Origin of the sequence: Thiothrix eikelboomii, assembly GCF_900167255.1 — a bacterium.
Taxonomy (GTDB): domain Bacteria; phylum Pseudomonadota; class Gammaproteobacteria; order Thiotrichales; family Thiotrichaceae; genus Thiolinea; species Thiolinea eikelboomii.
In genome coordinates this window covers 145,891-168,306 of sequence record NZ_FUYB01000005.1, presented here as the reverse complement: position 1 = coordinate 168,306, position 22,416 = coordinate 145,891, and the positions used below count along the sequence as shown (strand labels likewise).

Annotated in this window: 15 protein-coding genes; 10 read left to right on the top strand and 5 right to left on the bottom strand. The window is 45.8% G+C overall.

All coding sequences use genetic code 11. The features are described from left to right. The first annotated feature begins 195 nt into the window (after positions 1 to 195). The 9 genes from icmF to B5D50_RS07825 all read left to right on the top strand — a co-directional run bounded on the left by icmF (position 196) and on the right by B5D50_RS07825 (position 16,412). Positions 196 to 3,459, top strand: coding sequence for a fused isobutyryl-CoA mutase/GTPase IcmF (gene icmF, locus B5D50_RS07865; protein WP_078922040.1), 3,264 nt, complete (start codon positions 196 to 198; stop codon positions 3,457 to 3,459). 146 nt (positions 3,460 to 3,605) lie between these two features. Beyond that, complete coding sequence (locus B5D50_RS07860; RefSeq protein ID WP_078922039.1) at positions 3,606 to 4,190, top strand: GspH/FimT family pseudopilin; 585 nt, start codon at positions 3,606 to 3,608, stop codon at positions 4,188 to 4,190. 189 nt (positions 4,191 to 4,379) lie between these two features. Further along, positions 4,380 to 5,717 (top strand): glucose-1-phosphate adenylyltransferase, encoded by a 1,338-nt coding sequence (glgC, locus tag B5D50_RS07855; RefSeq protein ID WP_078922038.1) that lies wholly within the window; start codon positions 4,380 to 4,382, stop codon positions 5,715 to 5,717. After that, entirely contained in the window at positions 5,704 to 7,428 is a 1,725-nt protein-coding gene (locus B5D50_RS07850; protein WP_078922037.1) for a glycoside hydrolase family 57 protein, read from the top strand. The genes glgC and B5D50_RS07850 overlap by 14 nt, the downstream gene beginning before the upstream one ends. A gap of 3 nt (positions 7,429 to 7,431) precedes the next feature. Continuing rightward, on the top strand, positions 7,432 to 8,841 hold the full coding sequence (gene malQ, locus B5D50_RS07845; protein WP_078922036.1) for a 4-alpha-glucanotransferase: 1,410 nt from the start codon (positions 7,432 to 7,434) through the stop codon (positions 8,839 to 8,841). An 8-nt stretch (positions 8,842 to 8,849) separates the two neighbouring features. Beyond that, on the top strand, positions 8,850 to 11,123 hold the full coding sequence (gene glgB, locus B5D50_RS07840; protein WP_234975832.1) for a 1,4-alpha-glucan branching protein GlgB: 2,274 nt from the start codon (positions 8,850 to 8,852) through the stop codon (positions 11,121 to 11,123). Further along, positions 11,123 to 12,592: a glycogen synthase GlgA gene (glgA, locus tag B5D50_RS07835; RefSeq protein ID WP_327193012.1), complete on the top strand. Its 1,470-nt coding sequence runs from the start codon at positions 11,123 to 11,125 to the stop codon at positions 12,590 to 12,592. The genes glgB and glgA overlap by 1 nt, the downstream gene beginning before the upstream one ends. Before the next feature lie 36 nt (positions 12,593 to 12,628). Next, on the top strand, positions 12,629 to 15,127 hold the full coding sequence (locus B5D50_RS07830) for a glycogen/starch/alpha-glucan phosphorylase (protein WP_078922034.1): 2,499 nt from the start codon (positions 12,629 to 12,631) through the stop codon (positions 15,125 to 15,127). A gap of 100 nt (positions 15,128 to 15,227) precedes the next feature. Next, positions 15,228 to 16,412, top strand: a complete 1,185-nt coding sequence (locus tag B5D50_RS07825) for a lytic murein transglycosylase (protein WP_078922033.1) — start codon at positions 15,228 to 15,230, stop codon at positions 16,410 to 16,412. A gap of 88 nt (positions 16,413 to 16,500) precedes the next feature. On the opposite strand, the gene ispH is transcribed toward B5D50_RS07825, so the two are convergent. The 5 genes from ispH to B5D50_RS07800 all read right to left on the bottom strand — a co-directional run bounded on the left by ispH (position 16,501) and on the right by B5D50_RS07800 (position 21,034). Then, positions 16,501 to 17,442 carry a 4-hydroxy-3-methylbut-2-enyl diphosphate reductase gene (gene ispH, locus B5D50_RS07820; protein WP_078922032.1) on the bottom strand — a complete coding sequence of 314 codons (942 nt, stop codon included), beginning with the start codon at positions 17,440 to 17,442 and terminating at the stop codon, positions 16,501 to 16,503. A gap of 39 nt (positions 17,443 to 17,481) precedes the next feature. Next, positions 17,482 to 17,820 (bottom strand): DUF3301 domain-containing protein, encoded by a 339-nt coding sequence (locus B5D50_RS07815; RefSeq protein ID WP_078922031.1) that lies wholly within the window; start codon positions 17,818 to 17,820, stop codon positions 17,482 to 17,484. A 218-nt stretch (positions 17,821 to 18,038) separates the two neighbouring features. Continuing rightward, the gene (locus B5D50_RS07810; RefSeq protein ID WP_078922030.1) at positions 18,039 to 18,659 is read right to left on the bottom strand and encodes a LysE family transporter; all 621 of its coding nucleotides are present in this window, start codon (positions 18,657 to 18,659) and stop codon (positions 18,039 to 18,041) included. A 470-nt stretch (positions 18,660 to 19,129) separates the two neighbouring features. Continuing rightward, on the bottom strand, positions 19,130 to 20,209 hold the full coding sequence (locus tag B5D50_RS07805) for an ABC transporter ATP-binding protein (RefSeq protein ID WP_078922029.1): 1,080 nt from the start codon (positions 20,207 to 20,209) through the stop codon (positions 19,130 to 19,132). Positions 20,210 to 20,245: 36 nt separating this feature from the next. Further along, positions 20,246 to 21,034, bottom strand: a complete 789-nt coding sequence (locus B5D50_RS07800) for an IclR family transcriptional regulator (RefSeq protein WP_078922028.1) — start codon at positions 21,032 to 21,034, stop codon at positions 20,246 to 20,248. A gap of 110 nt (positions 21,035 to 21,144) precedes the next feature. Between B5D50_RS07800 and B5D50_RS07795 the strand changes: the two genes are divergently transcribed. Then, the gene (locus tag B5D50_RS07795) at positions 21,145 to 22,392 is read left to right on the top strand and encodes an ABC transporter substrate-binding protein (RefSeq protein WP_078922027.1); all 1,248 of its coding nucleotides are present in this window, start codon (positions 21,145 to 21,147) and stop codon (positions 22,390 to 22,392) included. Positions 22,393 to 22,416 lie beyond the last annotated feature (24 nt).

Genomic DNA, 22,416 nt, shown 5'->3' with positions numbered 1-22,416 from the left:
GCAATCATGACTCTGTTGAAAGATCGACAAACTCGTTGGTTTTTTGTTTGGTTTTCTGCTTGGGCTTTTGTGATGTTTTTCTATGTTTGATAATTGACGCTTACGTTAACGTAATATATGTTAACAACTTGCCTTCAGGATTTCAGGATAATAAATATCCGAAACGACCCTCAACACCGCTAAGGGATCTCATCCATGTCTGTGAATAGTTCCGCTCAGTCCGCCAATGCCGCGAATAAACGAGCCTACCCTGTCCGCTTTGTGACGGCTGCTAGCCTATTTGATGGCCATGATGCCGCTATTAATATTATGCGCCGTATCTTGCAAGCAAACGGTGTTGAAGTTATTCATCTTGGACATAATCGCTCGGTGGCTGAAATTGTTAATGCGGCCTTGCAAGAAGATGTGCATGGAATTGCGATTAGCTCTTACCAAGGTGGGCATGTCGAATACCTAAAATACATGGTGGAGATGCTGCGTGCCCAAGAGGGTGCTGATATTCGTATCTTTGGTGGCGGTGGTGGCGTAATTATTCCTGAAGAAATCCAATTACTGCAAGAGTATGGGGTCACTCGCCTCTATTCCCCGCAAGATGGTCAGCAAATGGGCTTACAAGGGATGATTTTAGACATCATTGCCCGCTGTGACTTTGACCCCGGTGCAGCTGCGCCCACCAGTCTTGAGCCGATTTTAGCTGGTCATTGGCGCGCCCTAGCCCATACTATCACTGCTTTAGAAAACAATACCTTATCACCAGAATTACGTGCAGAGCTTCTTGAGCAGGCAGCCAATATACCGAAAAAAGTTCCTGTCCTTGGTATTACGGGTACCGGCGGCTCAGGTAAATCATCACTCACTGATGAAATCATTCGCCGCTTCCGTTTAGGTCAACAAGATCAACTTAAGATCGCCATTATTGCCGTTGACCCAACCCGCCGTAAGACGGGCGGTGCTTTGCTAGGGGATCGGATTCGAATGAATGCGATTAATCACCCCAATATCTTCATGCGCTCGATTGCTACCCGTGAAGCCATCGGTGAAATACCTGAGGTCATTAAAGAGGTAGTAGCTGCGACTAAACTCGCTGGCTTTGATTTAATTATTGTTGAAACCCCCGGTATTGGCCAAGGTGATGCAGCCATTGTACCCTTGGTGGATGTGTCTTTGTATGTGATGACCCCAGAATTTGGTGCACAAAGCCAGCTGGAGAAAATCGACATGCTTGACTTTGCAAATGCAGTCGCCATTAATAAATTCGACCGTAAAGGGGCAGAAGATGCCTATCGTGATGTCTGCAAACAAGTCCAGCGCAATCGTGAAGCTTTTGGGCAAACCCCCGAGGAAATGCCAGTGTTTGGCACGATTGCAGCCCGCTTTAATGATGATGGTGTGACTGCTCTCTATCAAAACCTATTGGCACAATTGGAACTAGCGGGTTTATTCATTCAGCATAACCAGTTGCCTGCAGTCACAGTACGCAAATCCTCCGGCAACTCAGTGATTGTGCCACCTGAGCGCGTGCGCTATTTAGCCGAAATCGCTGATACCGTGCGTGGCTATCATAAAACGGTGCAGGAACAAGCCCAAATTGCGCGAGAACGCCAGCAATTACGAGCCACTCAGCGTATGTTAGGTGCAGCTGCCACGGAGATAACTGCTTTAGATGAGCTGATTGCCCAGCGCGATGCACAACTCGATAGCCGAGCACGGAAGCTCTTAGAGATTTGGCCACAAGTGCGCGCTAGTTATTCAGGTGATGAGTATGTGGTGAAAATCCGTGATAAGGAAATTCGTACCCCTCTCAAGCGCACTACCCTCTCTGGCACTAAGATTCCCAAGGTAGCCTTGCCACACTTTGAAGATCACGGCGAACTACTGAAATGGTTATTGCTAGAAAATCTCCCCGGTAGCTTCCCTTACACAGCAGGGGTCTTTGCTTTTAAACGTGAAAATGAAGATCCAACTCGAATGTTTGCCGGTGAAGGTGATCCCTTCCGTACTAATCGGCGCTTCAAACGCTTATCTGAGCATTCGGTCGCCAAGCGATTATCCACCGCCTTTGACTCCGTGACTTTATACGGTTGTGACCCTGACTTACGCCCCGATATTTATGGCAAAGTCGGCAATTCTGGCGTGTCAATTGCCACCCTAGACGATATGAAAGCCCTCTATGATGGCTTTGATCTGTGCAGCCCTACCACCTCAGTCTCAATGACGATTAATGGCCCTGCCCCCATGCTTTTGGCGATGTTCATCAATACCGCGATTGATCAACAAATCGCTAAATTCGAGCAGGATAATGCTCGCCATCCTACCGATGAGGAAATTGAAAAAGTTCGGGCTTGGGCTTTAGAAAATGTGCGTGGTACGGTTCAAGCAGATATTCTTAAGGAGGATCAAGGCCAGAATACCTGTATCTTCTCCACTGAATTTGCCCTAAAAATGATGGGCGATATTCAAGAATATTTTGTCCAACATCAAGTACGTAATTTCTATTCGGTGTCGATTTCGGGTTATCACATTGCAGAAGCAGGAGCCAACCCGATTTCCCAACTTGCCTTTACGCTCTCTAATGGTTTCACTTATGTAGAAACTTATTTAGCCCGAGGGATGCATATTGATGATTTTGCACCGAATTTGTCTTTCTTCTTCAGTAATGGCATGGATCCTGAATACACGGTAATGGGTCGAGTTGCACGCCGCATTTGGGCGACGGCCATTCGCTTTAAATACGGTGGCAATGAGCGTAGCCAAAAGCTGAAATATCATATCCAGACCTCAGGGCGCTCGCTGCATGCCCAGGAAATGGATTTCAATGATATTCGCACCACGCTACAAGCACTGATTGCGATTTATGATAACTGCAATAGTCTCCATACGAATGCCTTCGATGAAGCCATTACCACGCCGACTGAAAATTCAGTACGCCGCGCTCTAGCCATTCAGCTGATTATCAATAACGAATGGGGCTTAGCCAAAAATGAAAATCCCCTGCAAGGTGCGTTTATTATTGATGAACTCACTGACCTCGTGGAAGAAGCTGTACTGCAAGAATTTGAGCGCCTTGCTGAGCGCGGGGGTGTATTAGGTGCGATGGAAACCGGCTATCAACGGGGCAAAATTCAAGATGAATCCATGTACTATGAGCATAAAAAGCATGATGGCAGCTTGCCGATTATTGGCGTGAATACCTTCATTAATCCTAAAGGACGTGAAACCTTCACAATTGAATTAGCACGCTCATCGGATGAGGAAAAACAGAGCCAGCTAAGCCGTTTAGCCGATTTTCAAAGCCGCCATGCCGCTCAAACTTCCGCAGCTTTGGAGCGGGTCAAACATGCGGCGATTCATCATCAAAATATTTTTACTGAGTTGGTTAATGCAGTACGCTACTGTTCTTTAGGGCAAATTTCCCAAGCTTTGTTTGATGTCGGTGGTCAATATCGCCGGAATATGTAAATTTGCACACAGTTGACGAAGATTCTCGCTGGGGAGTCTTCGTTTTCCACTTATCCTCTCGTCCTCGACCTTGATCGAATCAATTTACACTTCATCAGTATTTTTTATATAATTGGATATTATTATAAAAATACCAAGGTGTCCCCATGAAACGCCACCCACAAGCAGGCCTAACGCTCATTGAGCTGATGGTTACTCTGAGTATCATTGCTATTCTTGCCACAGTCGCAGCACCTAACGTGCAAAGCATGATTGAACGCAACCAACTACAGACCTTAACCAATAATATGGTTGCAAATTTGTATTATGCTCGCAGTGAAGCAGCCAAGCGCGGCTTTAATATCAGTCTATGTGCTAGCGATGACACTCAAACCGTGTGTGACACTAATGCGACTAGCTTTGCCAATGGTTGGATTATTTTCACTGACTACGACAAAAATGCGCGTCTGACCTCAAACACGACTAAATTTGATGCTAATGGTGACGGCGTAGTCAATGAGGTCGAAGAAATTTTACTCATCGGTGAAGCTCCAAATGATCGTTTTGCCATTAGTTCAAATGGCACACCAGCTAACTCGATTAGCTATCGTCCCACAGGTGACACCCTACCCCGCGCTTTTAGTTTAACGATTAACAAGGCTACGGATAATACTGCACTGTCTCGAATTTTCTTTAATACCACTGGACGGGTGCGCTCTTGTATCATTAAACCGGGTGACACGACCTGCTGATCCATACGCAGTTCAATAGACACTGCAAAACGTCCTGCGACACACACTTCGACACGGCTCTGCAAGTTTGTAGCGCCGCTGCTTCAGCAAGTTTAGGCTAAACTCTTCTTTATAAGCTATTTATACTGCACATTAGACCCCGCATTCGCGTTATTCTAAGAAACTGCTTAAATAAAGGGAGATCACCACATGACATTCTCTACACAAGAGCAAGCCAAACTTTATCGTTATTACACCCAGCCTCGCGTAGTTAGCGAATTAGCCAATAAAACCTTGGCCTTAATTTTAGCGGGCGGCGAAGGCTCACGCCTGAAAGATCTGACGCGGTGGCGCGCTAAACCCGCTGTCCCGTTTGGAGGTAAATACCGCATCATCGACTTTACCTTATCGAATTGTGTGAACTCGGGGATTCGACGGATCGGTATTTTAACTCAGTACCGCTCACACTCCTTGATTCGTCATCTCCAACGGGCCTGGAGCTTTATGCGGGTTGAAATCGGTGAGTTTGTTGAAATTATTCCAGCCCAGCAACGCACGGAAAAACGCGAGTGGTATCAAGGGACAGCTGACGCGCTTTTCCAAAATATTGAACTCCTACAACGCCATGATCCTGAATATATTTTAGTACTTGGCGGCGATCATATTTACAGCATGGACTACTCAAAAATGCTCTTAGACCATGTTAACTCGGAGGCAGACTTTACGGTCGCTTGCTTGGAGGTCCCCGTCGAAGAAGCTCATGGCTTTGGGGTGATGGCTGTCGATGAAAACTTGCGGATTATTCGCTTCACCGAAAAACCCACACATCCAGAAACGATTCCGGGCAAACCCGATAAGGTCTTAGCCTCGATGGGCATTTATATCTTCTCGCGTGAGTTTCTATTTCGTATTTTAATGGAGGATGCCGATAAGATGCATTCTTCGCATGATTTCGGCAAAGATATTATCCCTAATCACATTGCTCAAGCGCAGGCCAAAGCATTTCCTTTTCGTAATCAACACGATAACCCCGGCTACTGGCGCGATGTCGGCACCGTCCATTCCTATTGGCAGGCGAATATGGAATTGTGTGCGATTGAGCCTGAATTGAACTTATATGATCGGGATTGGCCCATTTGGACGTATCAACCACAATCACCACCTGCTAAGTTTGTCTTTAACCAAGCAGGGCGACGGGGAGAAGCCGTAGACTCGCTGATTTCAGCAGGCTGCATTATTTCTGGCGCAAGTATTTTAAATTCTGTAGTGTTCTTTAGCTGTAGAGTCGAGAATTATACGCAGATCACTGAGAGTGTCATTCTGCCTAAAGTCAATATTGGACGAAACTGCCGTATTCACCGCGCGGTGATTGACAAAGGTTGTGCCGTTCCTGATAACACAGAGATTGGTATAGATCTTGAAGAAGATCGAAAACGCTTTTATGTGTCGGATGAAGGCATTGTTTTAGTGACTGCGGAAATGCTTGGACAGAAACTACACACGGGTGACTATGATAAATTATGGCGAGAGCGTTATGGAAAAGAATAAGCTGAATGTGGTTTTATGTTGGCATATGCATCAGCCTTGGTATCGAAACGGCTTAGAAGGGGAATATCGCCTGCCGTGGGTGTATTTGCATGCGATTAAAGATTACAGCGATATGGCGATGCATTTGGAGCGGCATCCAGAAATGCGGGCTGTGGTCAATTTTGCCCCTGTCCTCTTAGAGCAATTGGACGATTATGCCCAGCAATTACAAGCACTCCTACAAACCGGGCGGCCGACTAAAGATCCGCTGTTAAATCTACTAGCAGGTATCACAGCTATTCCTGCGGATGAAGCGGGGCGCAGTATTATCCTGCAAGATTGCCAACGTGCTCACGCACCCCGCATGATTCAGCCGTGGACGGCTTTTCAAAGTTTATTGGATATGGTCGGTGCAGCGGAGGCCGCCGGGGCTAAGCACCCTAAATATAAGCATCCCTTGCTTTATTTGGGTGATCAATACTTTTTAGATGTGATTACTTGGTATCATTTAGCTTGGCTTGGGCAATCGCTCAGGCAACAAGCGGCCGTACAAGCACTGATCACTAAAGCTCAACTGTTTAATCAACTGGATCGTTATCAACTGCTCGAAGTGATTGCAAATTGTCTTAGTGAACTCATCCCGCGCTATCGTGCATTAGCCGAGCGGGATCAAGTGGAACTGTCGATGACCCCTTATATGCATCCGATTATTCCCTTGCTGCAAGATTTCTCGAATATGAAATGCGCCCTGCCCAGCTCGCCTAGCCCGCAAGCAGAATTTTATCCTGAAGGTCGTGAGCGCGCTCGTTGGCATATGCAACGGGGCTTAGAGTGCTTTGAAAAATACTTTGGTCGCCGCCCTCAGGGCGTTTGGCTGTCTGAGGGGGGGATTAGCGCTAGTGCAGTCGCTTTATTAGACGAATTTGGCATTCGTTGGACCGCCTCAGGTGAAGGAGTATGGCGTAATAGCAGTCATCTATCAGGCTATTATGGTGAAGCGATTGACTCTAAACGGGATTTATTTAAGCCACATCGTCTCCCAGATAGCGAGGTGCGGATGCATTTCCGGGATGATGGCTTATCGGACCTCATCGGTTTTAAATATAGCAATTGGAATGCCAATGACGCGGTTAAAGACTTTATTCAGCATTTAGAAAATACCGCCCAGTTTCTTGACACCGAAGCCAGCCAACATACGCTTGCAATTATTTTAGATGGTGAAAATGCTTGGGAGTATTACCCCAACAATGCTGTTGACTTTTTAGACCAACTGTATGCTGAGCTTAATCAATCAGCACTGCTGAAAACGGCGTGTTTTGCGGATTTATACGACAGCGTGCCATCGAAAGACTTAGCCAAATTGTGTGCAGGCAGTTGGGTTTATGGTTCATTTTCTACTTGGATCGGTTCAGAGGATAAAAATCGCGGCTGGGATTATTTAGTGGCCGCCAAGCATGCTTATGATCAGGCAATCACCGCTAAACGCTTAAGCTCTGAACAGGAATATCAAGCAACCCAACAATTAGCGATCTGTGAAGGCTCAGATTGGTTTTGGTGGTTTGGTGATTACAATCCATCGGAAAGTGTCCGTGACTTTGAGCGTTTATTTCGTCTCCAACTTAAGCAGCTATATCACTTATTGAGCTTAGAGCCACCAACCCATCTGGATATTCCTCTGTCTCAAGGTGGTCAGGGTGCAGACAACGCCGGTACGATGCGTAGGAATACCTAAATAATGACCACAGCGATTCTTCCTAACCGGCTCGAAGCCGGTATTTTATTGCACCCAACTTCCTTACCGTCTGGGCAATTAGGGACCGATGCTTGGCGCTGGCTGGATCAATTAGCCGAACTAGGCATCAGTGTTTGGCAAATGCTGCCCTTAGGTCTACCTTTGAATGGGCTTTCACCCTATCAATGTGTTTCAGCCTTTGCGCTTAACCCTGCACTATTTCCTAATCCCATTCCAGCGGCTGAGCTTAGCCAAACCCCAGCCTATCGCCATTGGTACCAGCACAATCAGGACTGGGTAGAGAATTTTGCACTCTTCATGGAATTGAAAGCGCAATTTAATGGCGCTGAATGGTCACAATGGCCGGTCGCGTTTCGGCAACGCCAGCCTGAGCCATTAGCCGCCTTCACTGCAGCCCATACTGAGGCCTTAACGGCACATATTCACCAACAATTCTACTGCTGGCACTATTGGCAACAGTTACGTGCCTATGCCAAACAGCGAGGTATTCGCTTATTGGGTGATATGCCGATCTTTGTCGCCTATGACAGTGCGGATGTCTGGGCGCACCCTGAGTTATTCCTGCTCGATAGCGAAGGTCAACCCACCGTAGTCACCGGCGTACCACCCGATTACTTTTCTGCCACAGGGCAGCGTTGGGGCAATCCGCATTATAATTGGAGCTTAATGCAAGCCACTCAATTTGCTTGGTGGCGGGAGCGTTTGCGTTATCATTTTGATTGCTTTGATTTGGTAAGGATTGATCATTTCCGTGGTTTAGAAGCGGCATGGACGATTCCTGCCACTAGCCCCACCGCGATTGAAGGTTATTGGACGCAAGTTCCGGGCGATGAATTATTAGCTTGCCTACAAGCAGCTTGTGGCGATTTACCCCTGGTAGCGGAAGATTTAGGCATCATCACGACTGAAGTCACGGCTTTACGCAAGAAATACCATTTGCCCGGTATGTCAGTGCTGCAATTTGCCTTTGATCACTTCCTAGATAATCCGCATAAACCGTGGAATGTAGTCGAAAATACAGTCTACTATACCGGTACACATGATAACGATACCCTAGTCGGCTGGTTTCAATCCCTCAGTCCAGAACAACAAGCTTGGTCTTTAGATTTATTAAAACAAAACAGTTTTTTGAGCACAGAGCAAAATACAGGTAAAATCACCGATCTGATGTTAGCAACTGTGTTCCAAAGTTCTGCTGGCTTAGTCATGTTGCCTTGGCAAGATGTACTGGGCTTAGGCAGTGAAGCACGAATGAATGTGCCCGGAACCATTGAAGGCAATTGGCATTGGCGCTTTGATTGGCACCAAGTTCAAGCCGATACACTCGCTCGATTAAAAGCACAGTTACAACACTATCAGCGATACCATACCACCACAGTAGCAAACCAGTGAGATCAGTCATGAATACTTCGCCAAGTATGAGCGAGTTACAGCGCCTGCAAGCAGGAACGCATCACGATCCTTTTCACTTTTTAGGTTGGCATCAGCAAGGCTCTGACTGGGTTTTGCGAGTCTTCATGCCCTCCGCTGAAAGCATCGACATTAATCAAACGCCCTTGCAGCGTTTAGAAGGCTCGGATTGCTTCGTTTTTAGCCCCGAAGCCAGCAGTGAACTTGGTAAAGCAGCCCCTTTTGCACATCCTATTTTGCGTTATTTGGATAAAAAGACAGGGCAGTATTTAGAAACGATTACCCCCTATACCTTTGAACCACAACTCGGTGAGATTGATCTGCACCTCTTAGGTGAAGGTAATCATCGCCAAGTATGGAAAGTCTTAGGTGCACATCTAAAAGAAATTAATGGTGTACAAGGCTGCTTATTTGCCGTGTGGGCACCCGGTGTACAACGAGTCAGTGTCGTTGGGAATTTTAATGATTGGGATGGACGCCGTTATCCGATGCGCTCGCGGGGCGAGACCGGTATTTGGGAATTATTCATCCCCGGCTTACCGGCGGGTGAGGGTTATAAATACGAAATTCTGACCCGTTTCGGTAGCATTATCCGCAAAGCAGATCCTTATGCCCAGCAGATGTTTTTACGCCCCGAAACGGTGGCTTGTATTCCTGCAATCAGTGAGCATGTTTGGCAAGATACGGCGTGGATCCAACAGCGTGAACAGTTTGATTGGTTGCATCAGCCGATGAGTGTGTATGAGCTACACGCAGGCTCATGGAAGCGCCATGCGGATAATAGCTTTTACACTTGGCGCGAACTGGCGGACACTTTAATTCCTTATGTGAAGAATTTGGGTTATACGCATCTTGAGCTATTGCCTATTTCTGAGCATCCGCTGGATCAATCTTGGGGTTATCAAGTTTCAGGTTATTATGCACCCACAGCCCGTTTAGGTAGCCCCGATGACCTGCGCTATTTTGTGGATCTTTGCCATCAAAATAATCTGGGTATTCTACTCGACTGGGTACCTGCACATTTCCCAAAAGATGATTTTGCCCTAGCACGCTTCACAGGCGAAGCCTTGTATGAACATGCCGACCCCCGCAAAGGTGAGCATCAAGATTGGGGCACCTTGATTTTTGACTATGGGCGCAATGAAGTGCGCAATTTCCTGATTGCCAATGCCTTATATTGGATGGAGGAATTTCATCTGGATGGCTTAAGGGTCGATGCAGTCGCTTCTATGTTGTATTTGGATTATTCCCGTCCTGCGGGCGAATGGATTCCGAATCAATATGGTGGACGGGAAAATATTGAAGCGGTGGCCTTCTTACGTGAGCTTAATCTAGTCGTACATGGGCAATTCCCTGGAGTACTTACGATTGCAGAGGAATCGACCACTTGGCCTGCCGTATCACGCCCGATTGAAAGCGGCGGCTTAGGTTTTTCCATGAAGTGGAATATGGGCTGGATGAATGACAGCCTCAGTTATATTGCCCTAGACCCAATTTATCGCAAGTATCACCAAAACAAACTCACCTTCAGCCAAATGTATGCATGGACAGAAAACTTTGTCTTGCCTCTATCGCATGATGAAGTGGTACATATGAAGCGTAGCATGCTAGGCAAAATGCCCGGTGACTATTGGCAGCGTTTTGCTAATTTACGGTTATTTTATGCTTGGCAATACGCACATCCGGGCAAAAAACTGTTGTTCATGGGCGGTGAATTTGGGCAATGGCTAGAATGGAACGAAGCTGTCGAATTGGATTGGGGCTTACTGGCTTTCCCTGCCCATCAAGCTTTGGGCAAACTGATTACGGATTTGAATCAAGTCTATCGGACGAATCCTGCTTTACATCAATTTGATCATGATCCTCGAGGTTTCCGTTGGATTGACTGTGATAATGCCGAGCAATCCTTATTAAGCTTGGTGCGCTATGGTAATGATCAGCAGCCACCCTTGGTGATTGCTCTAAATTTCACACCGGTTCCACGCGGTGGCTATCGCCTCGGTGTCCCTCCTGCAGAAACTTATCAAGAAATTCTCAACACCGACAGTGAATATTACGGCGGCAGTAATTGCGGTAATGCAGGTCAATTAGCGGTTCAGAATCATCCCTGTATGGGTTTCGAACACTCCATTGAATTAACCCTTCCACCTTTAGCAGCCGTATTCTTGCAGGCCATACCTGCAAGCCCAGAACCGGTCGCAAACACTGAAGGGGATGAAGAAGCTCAACTACTGAGTAAGAAACCTATTCGCGAGAAAAACTAATGGCATTGAAAGTTTTATTCGCTGCCAGCGAAGCCTATCCCTTGATTAAAACGGGTGGCCTTGCTGATGTAGCTTATGGTTTACCCCGTGCGCTCCATGTTGAAGGTACCGATGTTCGCCTGCTCTTGCCCGGCTATTATGACCTGCTCGGCAAGCTGAAGGATTTACATAGCCTCGGCTCTTTGCAGGTGCAAGGCGCGGGGCGAGTACATCAAGTCTACCTGCTTGAAGGTTATCATGAGGCCTTCCCCTTTCCAGTTTGGGTGGTGGAATGTGCCGCTCTATTCGGGCGCTCTGGCAATCCTTATATGCATCCCGATGGTTATGATTGGCCTGATAACGCGGAGCGCTTTACCGTCTTTTCACGGACAGCAGCCCTGTTAGCGGATGATGCTTTAAACCTTAACTGGCGACCTGAAGTCGTGCATGCCCATGATTGGCAAACCGGCTTAATTCCTGCTTTGCTGGAAACAGTACAACCGCGCCCACGCAGTGTATTTACCATTCATAACCTTGCTTATGGTGGGCATTTCTCTCATGCGATTTATGATCAACTGCAATTAGCTTGGCATTGGTGGTCGAGTGAGGGTGTAGAGTTTTATGGCGGCTTTTCGATGCTCAAAGCGGGGATTGCTTATGCCGATAGTGTCACCACCGTTAGCCCGACTTATGCCAAAGAAATTTGTACCCCCGAATTTGGCTATGGCCTAGATGGTTTCTTACGCTCACGCAGCTACAAATTACAAGGTATTCTCAACGGTATTGATACTGAGATTTGGAATCCTAGATCCGATGAATACTTGGTACAAAACTATGGCGTCCGTGACGTGCGTAAAGGCAAACTTGCCAATAAACAAGCTTTATTAGAGCGCTTTGGACAAAACCCAACGGCAGAACAATTGGCACGACCTTTGCTAGGTATGGTGAGTCGTTTAGTAGAGCAAAAAGGTGTAGATATGGTGATGGAGAGTATTCATCCTCTCCTAGCAGAAACCGATGCGGCCTTTGTATTGATTGGGAGTGGCCATTATCACTATGAACGAGCTTTGTGTGATTTAGCAGCACACTATCCGGGGCGCGTGATGGTGTATATCGGTTATAACGAAGCGCTAGCCCATTTGCTGGAGGCCGGCTGCGATATTTTCCTCATGCCCTCACGCTTTGAACCCTGTGGCTTAAATCAAATGTACAGTTTGAATTATGGGAGTTTGCCGGTTGTTTATCACACCGGTGGCTTAGCCGATACGGTCATCAATGCTAGCGATGAAAATATTGCAGCGGATACCGCCAATGGCTTTGTTTTTTATCAGCCATTCAGCCAAGCCTTATTGGGAACCTTATGGTGGGTATTACGCTTATTTACTCAAGAACCCAAATTATGGCGCGCACTCCAACGAAATGCACTCAAAGCTCAGTTTGATTGGAAACAGAGTGCACAGCGCTATTTAGAACTTTATCGAAATAACTAATCTGAGTTTGGACAGGCAAACAGGAGTTTCAGGTAGATGACTACCCATCCAAGTAATCAAATTCCATTTCTTCCGGTCGAGCTTGACCCGTTGAATAATGATGCAGAAGCGATTGGTAGCGATTTTCAGCGCTATCTTTCTTATCATTTAGGGCGTTTTCAGGGCTGCCCTTCGGTGTATTTATACAATGCCCTAGCTTATACCATTCGTGACCGTTTAATGGTCGACTGGCGCAATACTTGGGCTGAACACCTAAAGCCCGGTACACGGCGAGCTTATTATATGTCTCTTGAGTTTTTGATTGGGCGCTCACTCAGCAATAACTTATTGAATATGGAGCTGAATGCGAATGTTAAAACGGCTCTGTATAATTATTGCACTTCTTTAGAAGAAGTCGCTTCTGAAGAACCCGATGCAGGCTTAGGTAATGGTGGCCTAGGGCGTTTAGCCGCTTGTTTTATGGATAGCTGTGCTAGTTTAGGCTTACCCGTCGTCGGTTATGGAATACGCTATGAATACGGCATGTTCCGTCAACGGATTGAAAATGGCTATCAAACTGAAGAGCCGGACCATTGGTTACGCGATGGTAATCCTTGGGAAATTGAGCGCTCTGAATATTCACAACGGATTAAATTCGGTGGGCGCAGTGAAAGCTATCGTGATGCTGAAGGCAATACGCGCACTCGTTGGGTAGATACAGAAGATGTGCTAGCTATTCCCTTTGATATGCCGATTGCGGGTTATCGGAATAAAACCGTTAATACCCTACGTTTGTGGAAAGCCAGTGCCACCGATGAATTCAACTTGCAAGAATTCAACGAAGGCGATTATACCGAAGCCGTACAAGCTAAAAACAATGCTGAGCACATTTCAATGGTGCTCTATCCGAATGACAGCAGTGAAAATGGTAAAGAATTGCGGTTACGTCAGCAATATTTCTTAGCCTCTGCTAGTTTGCAAGATGCGATTCGGATTTGGGAACGGGATCATATTGAACATGATTACAGTGAATTTGCCGCTGAACATGTCTTTCAAATGAATGATACCCATCCGACGATTGCGGTGGCGGAATTAATGCGCTTATTGATTGATGAGAAGCATCTGAATTGGGAGCAAGCCTGGGAGATCACCTCACAATGTATGGCCTATACCAACCATACCCTGCTCCCTGAAGCCTTAGAACGCTGGCCCGTACATTTATTTGAAAAGCTCTTGCCTCGGCTGCTAGAAATCATCTACGAAATTAATGCCCGTTTCTTGCGTATCGTCTCTATGCGTTGGCCGGGCGATACGGATCGTCAACGGCGGATGTCGATTATTGAAGAAGGTGCAGTGCGTCAAGTACGAATGGCATGGCTGGCGATTGTTGGCAGCTTCTCGATTAATGGAGTGGCAGCCCTGCATTCTGAATTATTAGTTAAAGATTTGTTCCATGATTTTTATGAATTATGGCCGGAGAAATTCAATAATAAAACTAATGGAGTCACGCCGCGCCGTTGGTTAGCCAATGCCAATCAGGGTTTAGCGACCTTAATCAATCAGACGATTGGTCAGACTTGGGTTGCTCAATTGGAGCAGCTTGAACAATTAAAGCCATTTGCCGAACCACAACACAGTGCTTTCCATCAAGCTTGGCGTGAAGTGAAGCTGGCCAATAAGCAGCGGCTAGCGCAGCTGGTTAAAGCTGAATGTGGGGTCGATTTTGATCCGCATTCTCTATTTGATATTCAAGTGAAGCGGATTCATGAATATAAGCGCCAATTACTGAATATCTTGCATGTTATTCATCTGTATGCGCGTATTAAGCAAGGGCGTGTAGATAATTGGGCGAATCGTTGTGTATTGATTGGGGGTAAAGCTGCACCTGGTTATTTCATGGCGAAAAGCATTATTAAGCTCATCAATAATGTGGCTGATCTGGTGAATAATGATCCTGAAGTCGGGCAACGCTTAAAAGTCGCGTTTATCCCGAACTATCGGGTGTCGAGCATGGAGTTGATTGCGCCAGCTGCGGATTTATCTGAGCAAATTTCCACGGCGGGCAAAGAAGCTTCCGGCACTGGGAATATGAAATTCATGATGAACGGTGCACTCACCATCGGTACTTATGATGGCGCGAATATTGAAATTCTCGAAGCCGTGGGCGCAGAAAACTTCTTCTTATTTGGTCTGCGTGAACAGGAAGTTAAAGATTTACGCTCACATTATCGCCCATGGGAAATCGTCGATCAGGATGCTGACTTAAAGTCAGTGATGCAGCTACTCAGTTGTGGGCATTTTAATTCGGTCGAACCCGGTATTTTTGATCCTATTATCCATAGCTTGCTCAGCTCGAACGATCCTTGGATGACACTCGCTGATTTCCGTAGTTATATTGATGCTCAAGAACAAGTCGCTATCGCTTGGCAAGATCAAGAACGTTGGACAAGAATGAGTATTCTCAATACCGCCAGCAGTGGTTTCTTCTCCACTGATCGTACCATGCTCGAATATAACCGTGATATTTGGAAGTTAAAGTGCGGTGAAGAGAACTAAGCACCTATCCCGTTAGTCTGTTAATGACAGGCGGCAGATTAGCCGCCTGTTGCTATACTTATCCTATTCTCAATGGACATGAATAAAGAAAAGGCTAACTATGCGTCAGTTTACATACGGTTTACTGCTAGCTAGTGTTTGCTATGGAAGCACAGCATGGGCAGATTGTCGAAATACTCAAGATTTTGGTACTTGGCTAAATAATTTCAAGCAAGAAGCCATAGGTACTGGTCTCAACCCTGAAGTTGTGAATAGTGCCTTAAATGGCCTCACTCTTGATCAAAGCGTGATTCAGCGGGATCGCTCTCAAGAAGTCTTTGCACAAACTTTTTTGGAATTTGCAGGCAAGAAAGTCTCTAGCTATCGCTTATCGAATGGCCACAAGCAAATACAAGCCAATGCCAAGCTCTTTCAACGGATTGAGCAGGAATACGGTGTGCCTGCCCCGATGCTCACTGCTTTATGGGCTTTAGAAACTGATTTAGGCGCAGTGACGGGGGATTTCCCGACGCTACGTTCTTTAGCGACCCTCGCTTATGATTGCCGTCGACCTGAGCGGTTTCGTCCTGAATTAATCCATGCGCTGTGGCTAATCCAAAAAGGTGATCAAACGCCCGCAACCATGCGCGGTGCTTGGGCGGGTGAACTGGGGCAATTGCAGTTTTTACCCTCGGGTTATAATCAACAAGGGGTGGATTTTGATGGGGATGGGCATCGCGATTTAATTCGCTCTAAAGCCGATGCTTTAGCCTCAGCTGCGAACTTATTGCGACATCATGGCTGGCAAGCAGGTCAGCCTTGGTTGGTAGAGGTCAAAGTCCCACGCGAAATGGATTGGTCAAAAGCGCGTTTGGATAATCGTTTGCCATTAGCTGAATGGTCAGCACTGGGTGTTACGGAAGCCGATGGTGACCCCTTACGTCCAAATGGCCAAGCCGCCTTGTTATTGCCGATGGGACGCAATGGCCCAGCTTTTTTAGCCTTCCCTAATTTTGACGCGATTCGCCAATGGAATGAATCCACGGTTTATGCGACCACAGCCGCTTATTTAGCTACTCGCTTTGCAGGTGCTAAACCTTTATATGCGGGTCATGCTCCTGTGCAAAAGCTCTCAATCCCTCAAGTACGGCAATTACAATCCAAGCTCGCTGCACGAGGCTTACCTGTCGGAAAAATTGATGGGATTATTGGTGAAGATACCCGCAAAGCCGTTCGGCTAGTCCAACAAGAGTTGGGCTTGCCAGCGGATGGCTATCCCGATCAGGTTTTGTTGAGCAAGCTTTAAGGCAAACCCCGCTCGTCAAAACCATGCCTCAAATACAACTGACAAAGCAATAAACCTGCTTTGTCTTCTTTGGTATCAGCTTCGTGCTTCATCCAGCTCGCCGCAATTCACGCGGCAATACAAACGAGATATTCTCGGTAATCCCCGAATTCTGCACTTCTACCGTCGCACCCAAAGCTTGCAAATGCTCTAACACGCCATGCACCAATACCTCTGGAGCGGAAGCACCTGCGGTTAAACCAATCCGTTGCACCCCAGCTAACCACTCCGGGCGAATATCAGCGGCATCATCAATCAAATACGCGGGGGTATTACGCTTCTCCGCTAACTCCCGCAAACGATTGGAATTGGAACTATTCGGTGAACCAACCACCAACACCAAATCACAAGTTTCTGCGAGCATTTTGAGGGCATCTTGCCGATTCTGAGTGGCATAGCAAATATCGTCTTTACGCGGGCCGATAATCGCTGGAAATTTAGTTCGCAAGGCATCAATCACAATCGCCGCATCATCGACTGACAAGGTAGTTTGGGTCACGAAGGCGAGTTTTTCTGGGTTTTGTACATCTAAAGCGGCGACCTCATCGGGTGAGTCAACCCGATAAATCTGCCCACCAAAACGGGTTTCATACTGCCCCATCGTGCCTTCCACTTCAGGGTGATTTTTGTGGCCAATCAGAATCGTCTCGCGGCCTTCACGGCTATAACGGGTGACCTCCACATGCACTTTCGTGACTAACGGGCAAGTGGCATCAAACACTTTTAAGCCACGTTGTTTGGCCTGCTCTTGCACGGCGCGTGAAACCCCATGTGCACTGAAAATCACGGTGGCATGATCTGGGACTTCATCCAGCTCTTGAACAAAGATAGCGCCTTTATCACGCAAATTATTCACCACAAAGCGGTTATGCACGACTTCATGGCGCACATAAATCGGCGCACCCAAGACCTCTAAAGCGCGGTCGACTATTTCAATAGCGCGATCCACTCCAGCACAAAAACCGCGTGGATTAGCGAGTGTCACTTGCATGCGCAGCTGCCTTCTAAATTTGAATGAACAGAGATTGTATCAAGAATGTGAATGGCTTTTTAGATCAATTACCATGCCCTCGGCTCGATCTAGCTGTACTTGCTCGAGCTTTTGCCCCAGTACATAGGCCCGCCCCTGCAAACGCTCATAACCCGCTAAACTAAATTCAAACTCATAAATCCGGCGCAGATTTACCTGCCCAGACTCAGCGCGAGCGAATTTAATTTTTTTTAAAGCCACAGTTTGATCGAGCAACTGTGCGCCAATCTCACGGCAAGCAATCGCCGCTGCACGTATAGCACGCTCACGACTTTTGAGGCTGTCTTGCCAGAACCAAGCCAGCGCCAGCAAACCCGCGATGAAAATGAAAATGCCCATAGTCTAATTTCTCTCGTTTGAAGAGAGCTACAGTCTCAGGGAAAGCGAGGGATTTAGCAAATTCACTCGTCCTCACACCCTTGTTTTTTCGATCATTAGCTCACTAAAGGGAGCCTCTAACCCCCTCCCCTAAACTCCGCACGAATGTGAGAAAATGCTCACCTGAGCCAATACCCTTTTGACTTATGACTAGGCACTTATCTTTACTGATAGAACAATTATTTGATTAAAACGTTATAAATAGCTTGAAAAGATAGGAAAATCAATGTTAACCCACAAACTAAATTAATAATGCGCACAACATAATCTGGCATTGATTTATGCATAAGATGAATAAAGCCAGCACATAAAAACCCCCACATGATTGATGATGTCATAAACCCCGTAAAGAAAACCACATAGTGTACTAAGGTTGGTTCTTGTACTCCAAGTGAGACAAGAATACTACCAAGTGCGGCCCAGTAAAAAATATTGGCAGGATTTGTGAGTGATATTGTTACTCCTGCCATCATATCACTACTATCACCACTACTTAAGGTTTCCTTTTTAATATCAGTTGAATAGGACTCTTTGAGCGATTGTATACCTAAGTAGGCAAGATAAATCCCACCTATTACTGTTAATGGGATTTTTGTGGCGGGGAGCTGCATTAAAAACCCAGCACCCAACAATCCCAGTATCGCCCAAGTGGCGTCACCTACGAGTGATCCAATTTGAACATACAGTGCTGGATAGTATCCTCCTTTTATACCTCTTCGCATTGATTCTGCAAAAACAGCTCCTGGAGCTGCATTAAATACCAAGCCAAGAAAAAAAGCTGTTATAAATAAAGATGTCATAATAATGGTTATTAAATACTATATTATTTGTTAATGGGAGTTTGTTTTCTAACTGGGTTTCTTGTCACTATCCTTTGTAAAAGTAGTAGAAAAATCTTAGTCGACTGCCCACTGTGTAACTTTAGTTATCTGCTTACCAATTAAGCGCATATTTCAAATAAATCAAGAACTTTAAACATGACAAGAGTTCAATTCAATATGCGAATTAATCAAGATATTAAGTCAATGCTTGATGATATCACTCAAAGTCCTCTGTACATGACAAAAACGATAACCAATTGATTTTATATGTTTTTTATTGTAGATTTGAAAGCCTATTGTAAACCTAATCCACTCCCAGCGACCAAGCAGTAGTGACGATTGATACTACCGTCTCAGGGGTAATGCTTCATTATTAACAATGGCTACTTAAGTAAACCAGAAATCTAGCAGGCTGAAGCAGCTTCAGTTAAAGTGCTCCAATTAGCAAATCAGCGTACTCTTAATCCTTGCGGATCAAATAAATAGGCTTGCTTGGGATTAAAGCCGATTTGAATAGTATCCGTGCTGCTGGTTTGACGATCTTTCCGTGCTTCAATCACTATAGATTCTCCGGCTTGCGATTTAGTATATAAGTAGGATGTGCCTCCTAAATGTTCCGCGACATCCACTTGTAACTGCATTTGCACCGCAGCTTCATTCTCAAAATGCTCTGGGCGAATACCCACTTTATAGCTCTTACCTAAGGGGACAGTCTGTGTCAGAGGTAAGCTAAAGGTTATATTATGATGACCACTCAATTGTACTGTAGTAGCACTCGGTTCTGAGGCAAGTACTTCCGCCGTTAAAAAATTCATGCTGGGGGAACCAATAAAACCCGCTACAAATAAATTATCTGGGTCGTCATACAAATCTAGGGGCGAGCCGACCTGTTCCACCTTGCCTGAGCGTAATACCACAATTTTATCGGCTAAGGTCATGGCTTCAACTTGATCATGAGTCACATAAATCATGGTGGCCCCTAACTCATGATGCAGCTTAGCGATTTCTACCCGCATAGCGACCCGTAACTCGGCATCCAGATTAGATAAAGGTTCATCAAATAAAAATACTTTTGGCTCACGTACAATCGCTCGCCCAATCGCTACGCGCTGCCGTTGACCGCCGGATAATTGTTTGGGCTTACGCTCCAATAAAGGTTCAAGGGCGAGAATTTTGGCGGCTTTTAGAGTACGTGCTGCAATTTCAGCTTTAGGTGTACCCGTCATCTTTAGCCCAAAACCCATATTTTCGCGCACCGTCATATGGGGATAAAGTGCATAGGTTTGAAATACCATCGCTATACCCCGCTCAGCCGCTTCAACCTGTGTCACATCTTGGTGGTCAATGAAAATATGACCTGAACTCGTGGACTCTAAACCTGCAATCATGCGTAATAAAGTAGATTTACCACAACCGGATGGCCCGACAAACACTACAAACTCGCCACTCTCAATCGTGAAATCCACCCCTTTAATCACCTGAATCGAACCAAAGGTTTTTTCAACGGCTTTTAATTGTACAGTTGCCATCTAGCTTTCCTCCTAGTTAAAAGCCTGACTTATCTTTTAGGCATAAGGCCCCATGCGAGTAGCTAACTGAGCGCTAATCGCTTGAGCGGTTTCTTTCACCCATAGCTGCCATTGTTCAAGTTGCCCCACTTGTAGCCTAAATACCGGAGCAGTTACTGAAATACCGCCCTGCAATTGCCCTTTTGCGGAAATAATAGGAGCAGCTACACAGCGAATCCCTACTTCATGCTCTTCACGATCTTCTGCATAACCTTGTACACGGATGTCATTGACTTCCAATAGCAGTGCAGATGCATTAGCGAGGGTATGTTCGGTATAACGCTTAAACTCAATCCGCTTAGCCAGCTCCTCTAGGGTTTTATCCTCTAAAACCGACAGCATCGCCTTGCCTACTCCAGTACAATAAACGGGTGAAGTATTACCAATTTGCGAATGCATACGCACTGCTTGACGACTTTCAACCTTATCCAGATACACCACACGTTCTCCTCGCAATACTGCCAAGTGCACAGTCTCATTGGTGCGATCATGTATACTTTTCAAAAAAGGCTCTGCGACTTGGCGCAAACTACTGCGTGACCAAGTGAGTGCAGCCCAATTTAATAGCCTTATCCCTAACTCATAAGTGCCTGTTTCATCATTCAGGCAGATCAGCCCCTCTTCCAACAGATGGCTAAGCTGACGATGCAAAGTGCCACGCGGTTGACCCGATAGATGGAGTAAATCAATAAAACGCAAGGGTTCACGGCTAGTCGCAATGAGGTCTAGCAGTGCTAATGCTTTGCCTAGTGTTCCGGTTTGTATTTGCTTTTTATGCACCACCATAAAGAAATTCTCTGCTTGACATGGAAATCATTTTTGCATATTAATTTAACCATTCCAAATAATAAAAATCAATTCCATTATTTGGAACTAAAACACTAGGAGGACACAACATGTTAAGTACACTGAAAAAACTCTCACTGACAGTCGCTATGACCACACTACTGAGCATCCCTGCATGGGCAGGTGAATTAGTGATCAACTACGATGGCTCAGATCCCGCACCGAAAAAAGCCTTTGAAGAAGTCATACAAAAATTTGAAACCGCTAATCCTGACATTAAAGTGAAGTGGAATATTTTTGACCATGAAGGCTATAAAACCTCGATACGTAATTTCCTAACCGCTAACCCACCGGATGTATTTTCTTGGTATGCCGCTAATCGCATGGCGCCGTTTGTTAAAGCCGGATTAGTCGAAGATGTTACTGATCTATGGGAAAAAGAAGGCTTAAATGATGCTATGGCTTCGGCGGCTGATGCCATGACTATTGACAGTAAGAAATGGGGTGTACCTTATACTTATTATCAATGGGGCATCTATTATCGCAAAGATCTATTTGACAAGCATGGTATTGCTGTTCCCACTAAATGGGATGAGTTTTTAGCAGCCTGTGCTAAACTTAAAGAGAATGGTATTACCCCTATCGCCATTGGAACCAAACAAACTTGGACTACAGGTGGCGTATTTGATTATATCAATATGCGGGTTAATGGTTATGAAGTCCATAAGGATTTAACCGCTGGAAAAATCAAATACACCGATCCACAGATTCAAAAAACCTTTGATCATTGGGATCAATTAGTCAAACCCGGTTATTTCTTAGAAAATCATGCTACTTTTACATGGCAAGAAGCCTTAGCCCCTATGGTACAAGGTAAAGCTGCCATGTATATTATGGGTAACTTTGCAGTTGCGCCTTTAAAAGAAGCCGGTTTAACTAATGATCAGCTAGGGTTTTTCCAATTTCCTGAAATCACCCCTAATATTGAACAAGCCGAAGATGCCCCGACCGATACCTTTCATATTTCTTCAAAAGCCAAAAATAAAGAAGATGCTCGCAAGTTCTTGGCTTTCTTAGCTAGCCCTGATGTGCAAACCTCGGTTAATAAAACCCTAGGTCAGTTGCCTATTAATAAAAATGCCAGCGTAGATGATGATCCTTTTATCAAGGCAGGTTTTGAGATGCTCTCCAAAACTAAATATTTAGGGCAGTTCTATGATCGGGATGCCGATGCTGAAATGGCTAAAGCAGGCATGGATGGATTTCAAGAGTATATGATTAAACCCGAGCGCCGTGAAGCGATTCTTAAGCAGCTCGATAAAGTACAAGAGAAGGTTAATAGTAAACAAGGCAGTTAGACTTCTGTTTGTATTACATAGTAG

Coding starts and splice junctions, on each gene's coding strand:
- icmF (WP_078922040.1), top strand. CDS start 196: ATGTCTGTGAATAGTTCCGCTCAGTCCGCCAATGCCGCGAATAAACGA.
- B5D50_RS07860 (WP_078922039.1), top strand. CDS start 3,606: ATGAAACGCCACCCACAAGCAGGCCTAACGCTCATTGAGCTGATGGTT.
- glgC (WP_078922038.1), top strand. CDS start 4,380: ATGACATTCTCTACACAAGAGCAAGCCAAACTTTATCGTTATTACACC.
- B5D50_RS07850 (WP_078922037.1), top strand. CDS start 5,704: ATGGAAAAGAATAAGCTGAATGTGGTTTTATGTTGGCATATGCATCAG.
- malQ (WP_078922036.1), top strand. CDS start 7,432: ATGACCACAGCGATTCTTCCTAACCGGCTCGAAGCCGGTATTTTATTG.
- glgB (WP_234975832.1), top strand. CDS start 8,850: ATGAATACTTCGCCAAGTATGAGCGAGTTACAGCGCCTGCAAGCAGGA.
- glgA (WP_327193012.1), top strand. CDS start 11,123: ATGGCATTGAAAGTTTTATTCGCTGCCAGCGAAGCCTATCCCTTGATT.
- B5D50_RS07830 (WP_078922034.1), top strand. CDS start 12,629: ATGACTACCCATCCAAGTAATCAAATTCCATTTCTTCCGGTCGAGCTT.
- B5D50_RS07825 (WP_078922033.1), top strand. CDS start 15,228: ATGCGTCAGTTTACATACGGTTTACTGCTAGCTAGTGTTTGCTATGGA.
- ispH (WP_078922032.1), bottom strand. CDS start 17,442: ATGCAAGTGACACTCGCTAATCCACGCGGTTTTTGTGCTGGAGTGGAT.
- B5D50_RS07815 (WP_078922031.1), bottom strand. CDS start 17,820: ATGGGCATTTTCATTTTCATCGCGGGTTTGCTGGCGCTGGCTTGGTTC.
- B5D50_RS07810 (WP_078922030.1), bottom strand. CDS start 18,659: ATGACATCTTTATTTATAACAGCTTTTTTTCTTGGCTTGGTATTTAAT.
- B5D50_RS07805 (WP_078922029.1), bottom strand. CDS start 20,209: ATGGCAACTGTACAATTAAAAGCCGTTGAAAAAACCTTTGGTTCGATT.
- B5D50_RS07800 (WP_078922028.1), bottom strand. CDS start 21,034: ATGGTGGTGCATAAAAAGCAAATACAAACCGGAACACTAGGCAAAGCA.
- B5D50_RS07795 (WP_078922027.1), top strand. CDS start 21,145: ATGTTAAGTACACTGAAAAAACTCTCACTGACAGTCGCTATGACCACA.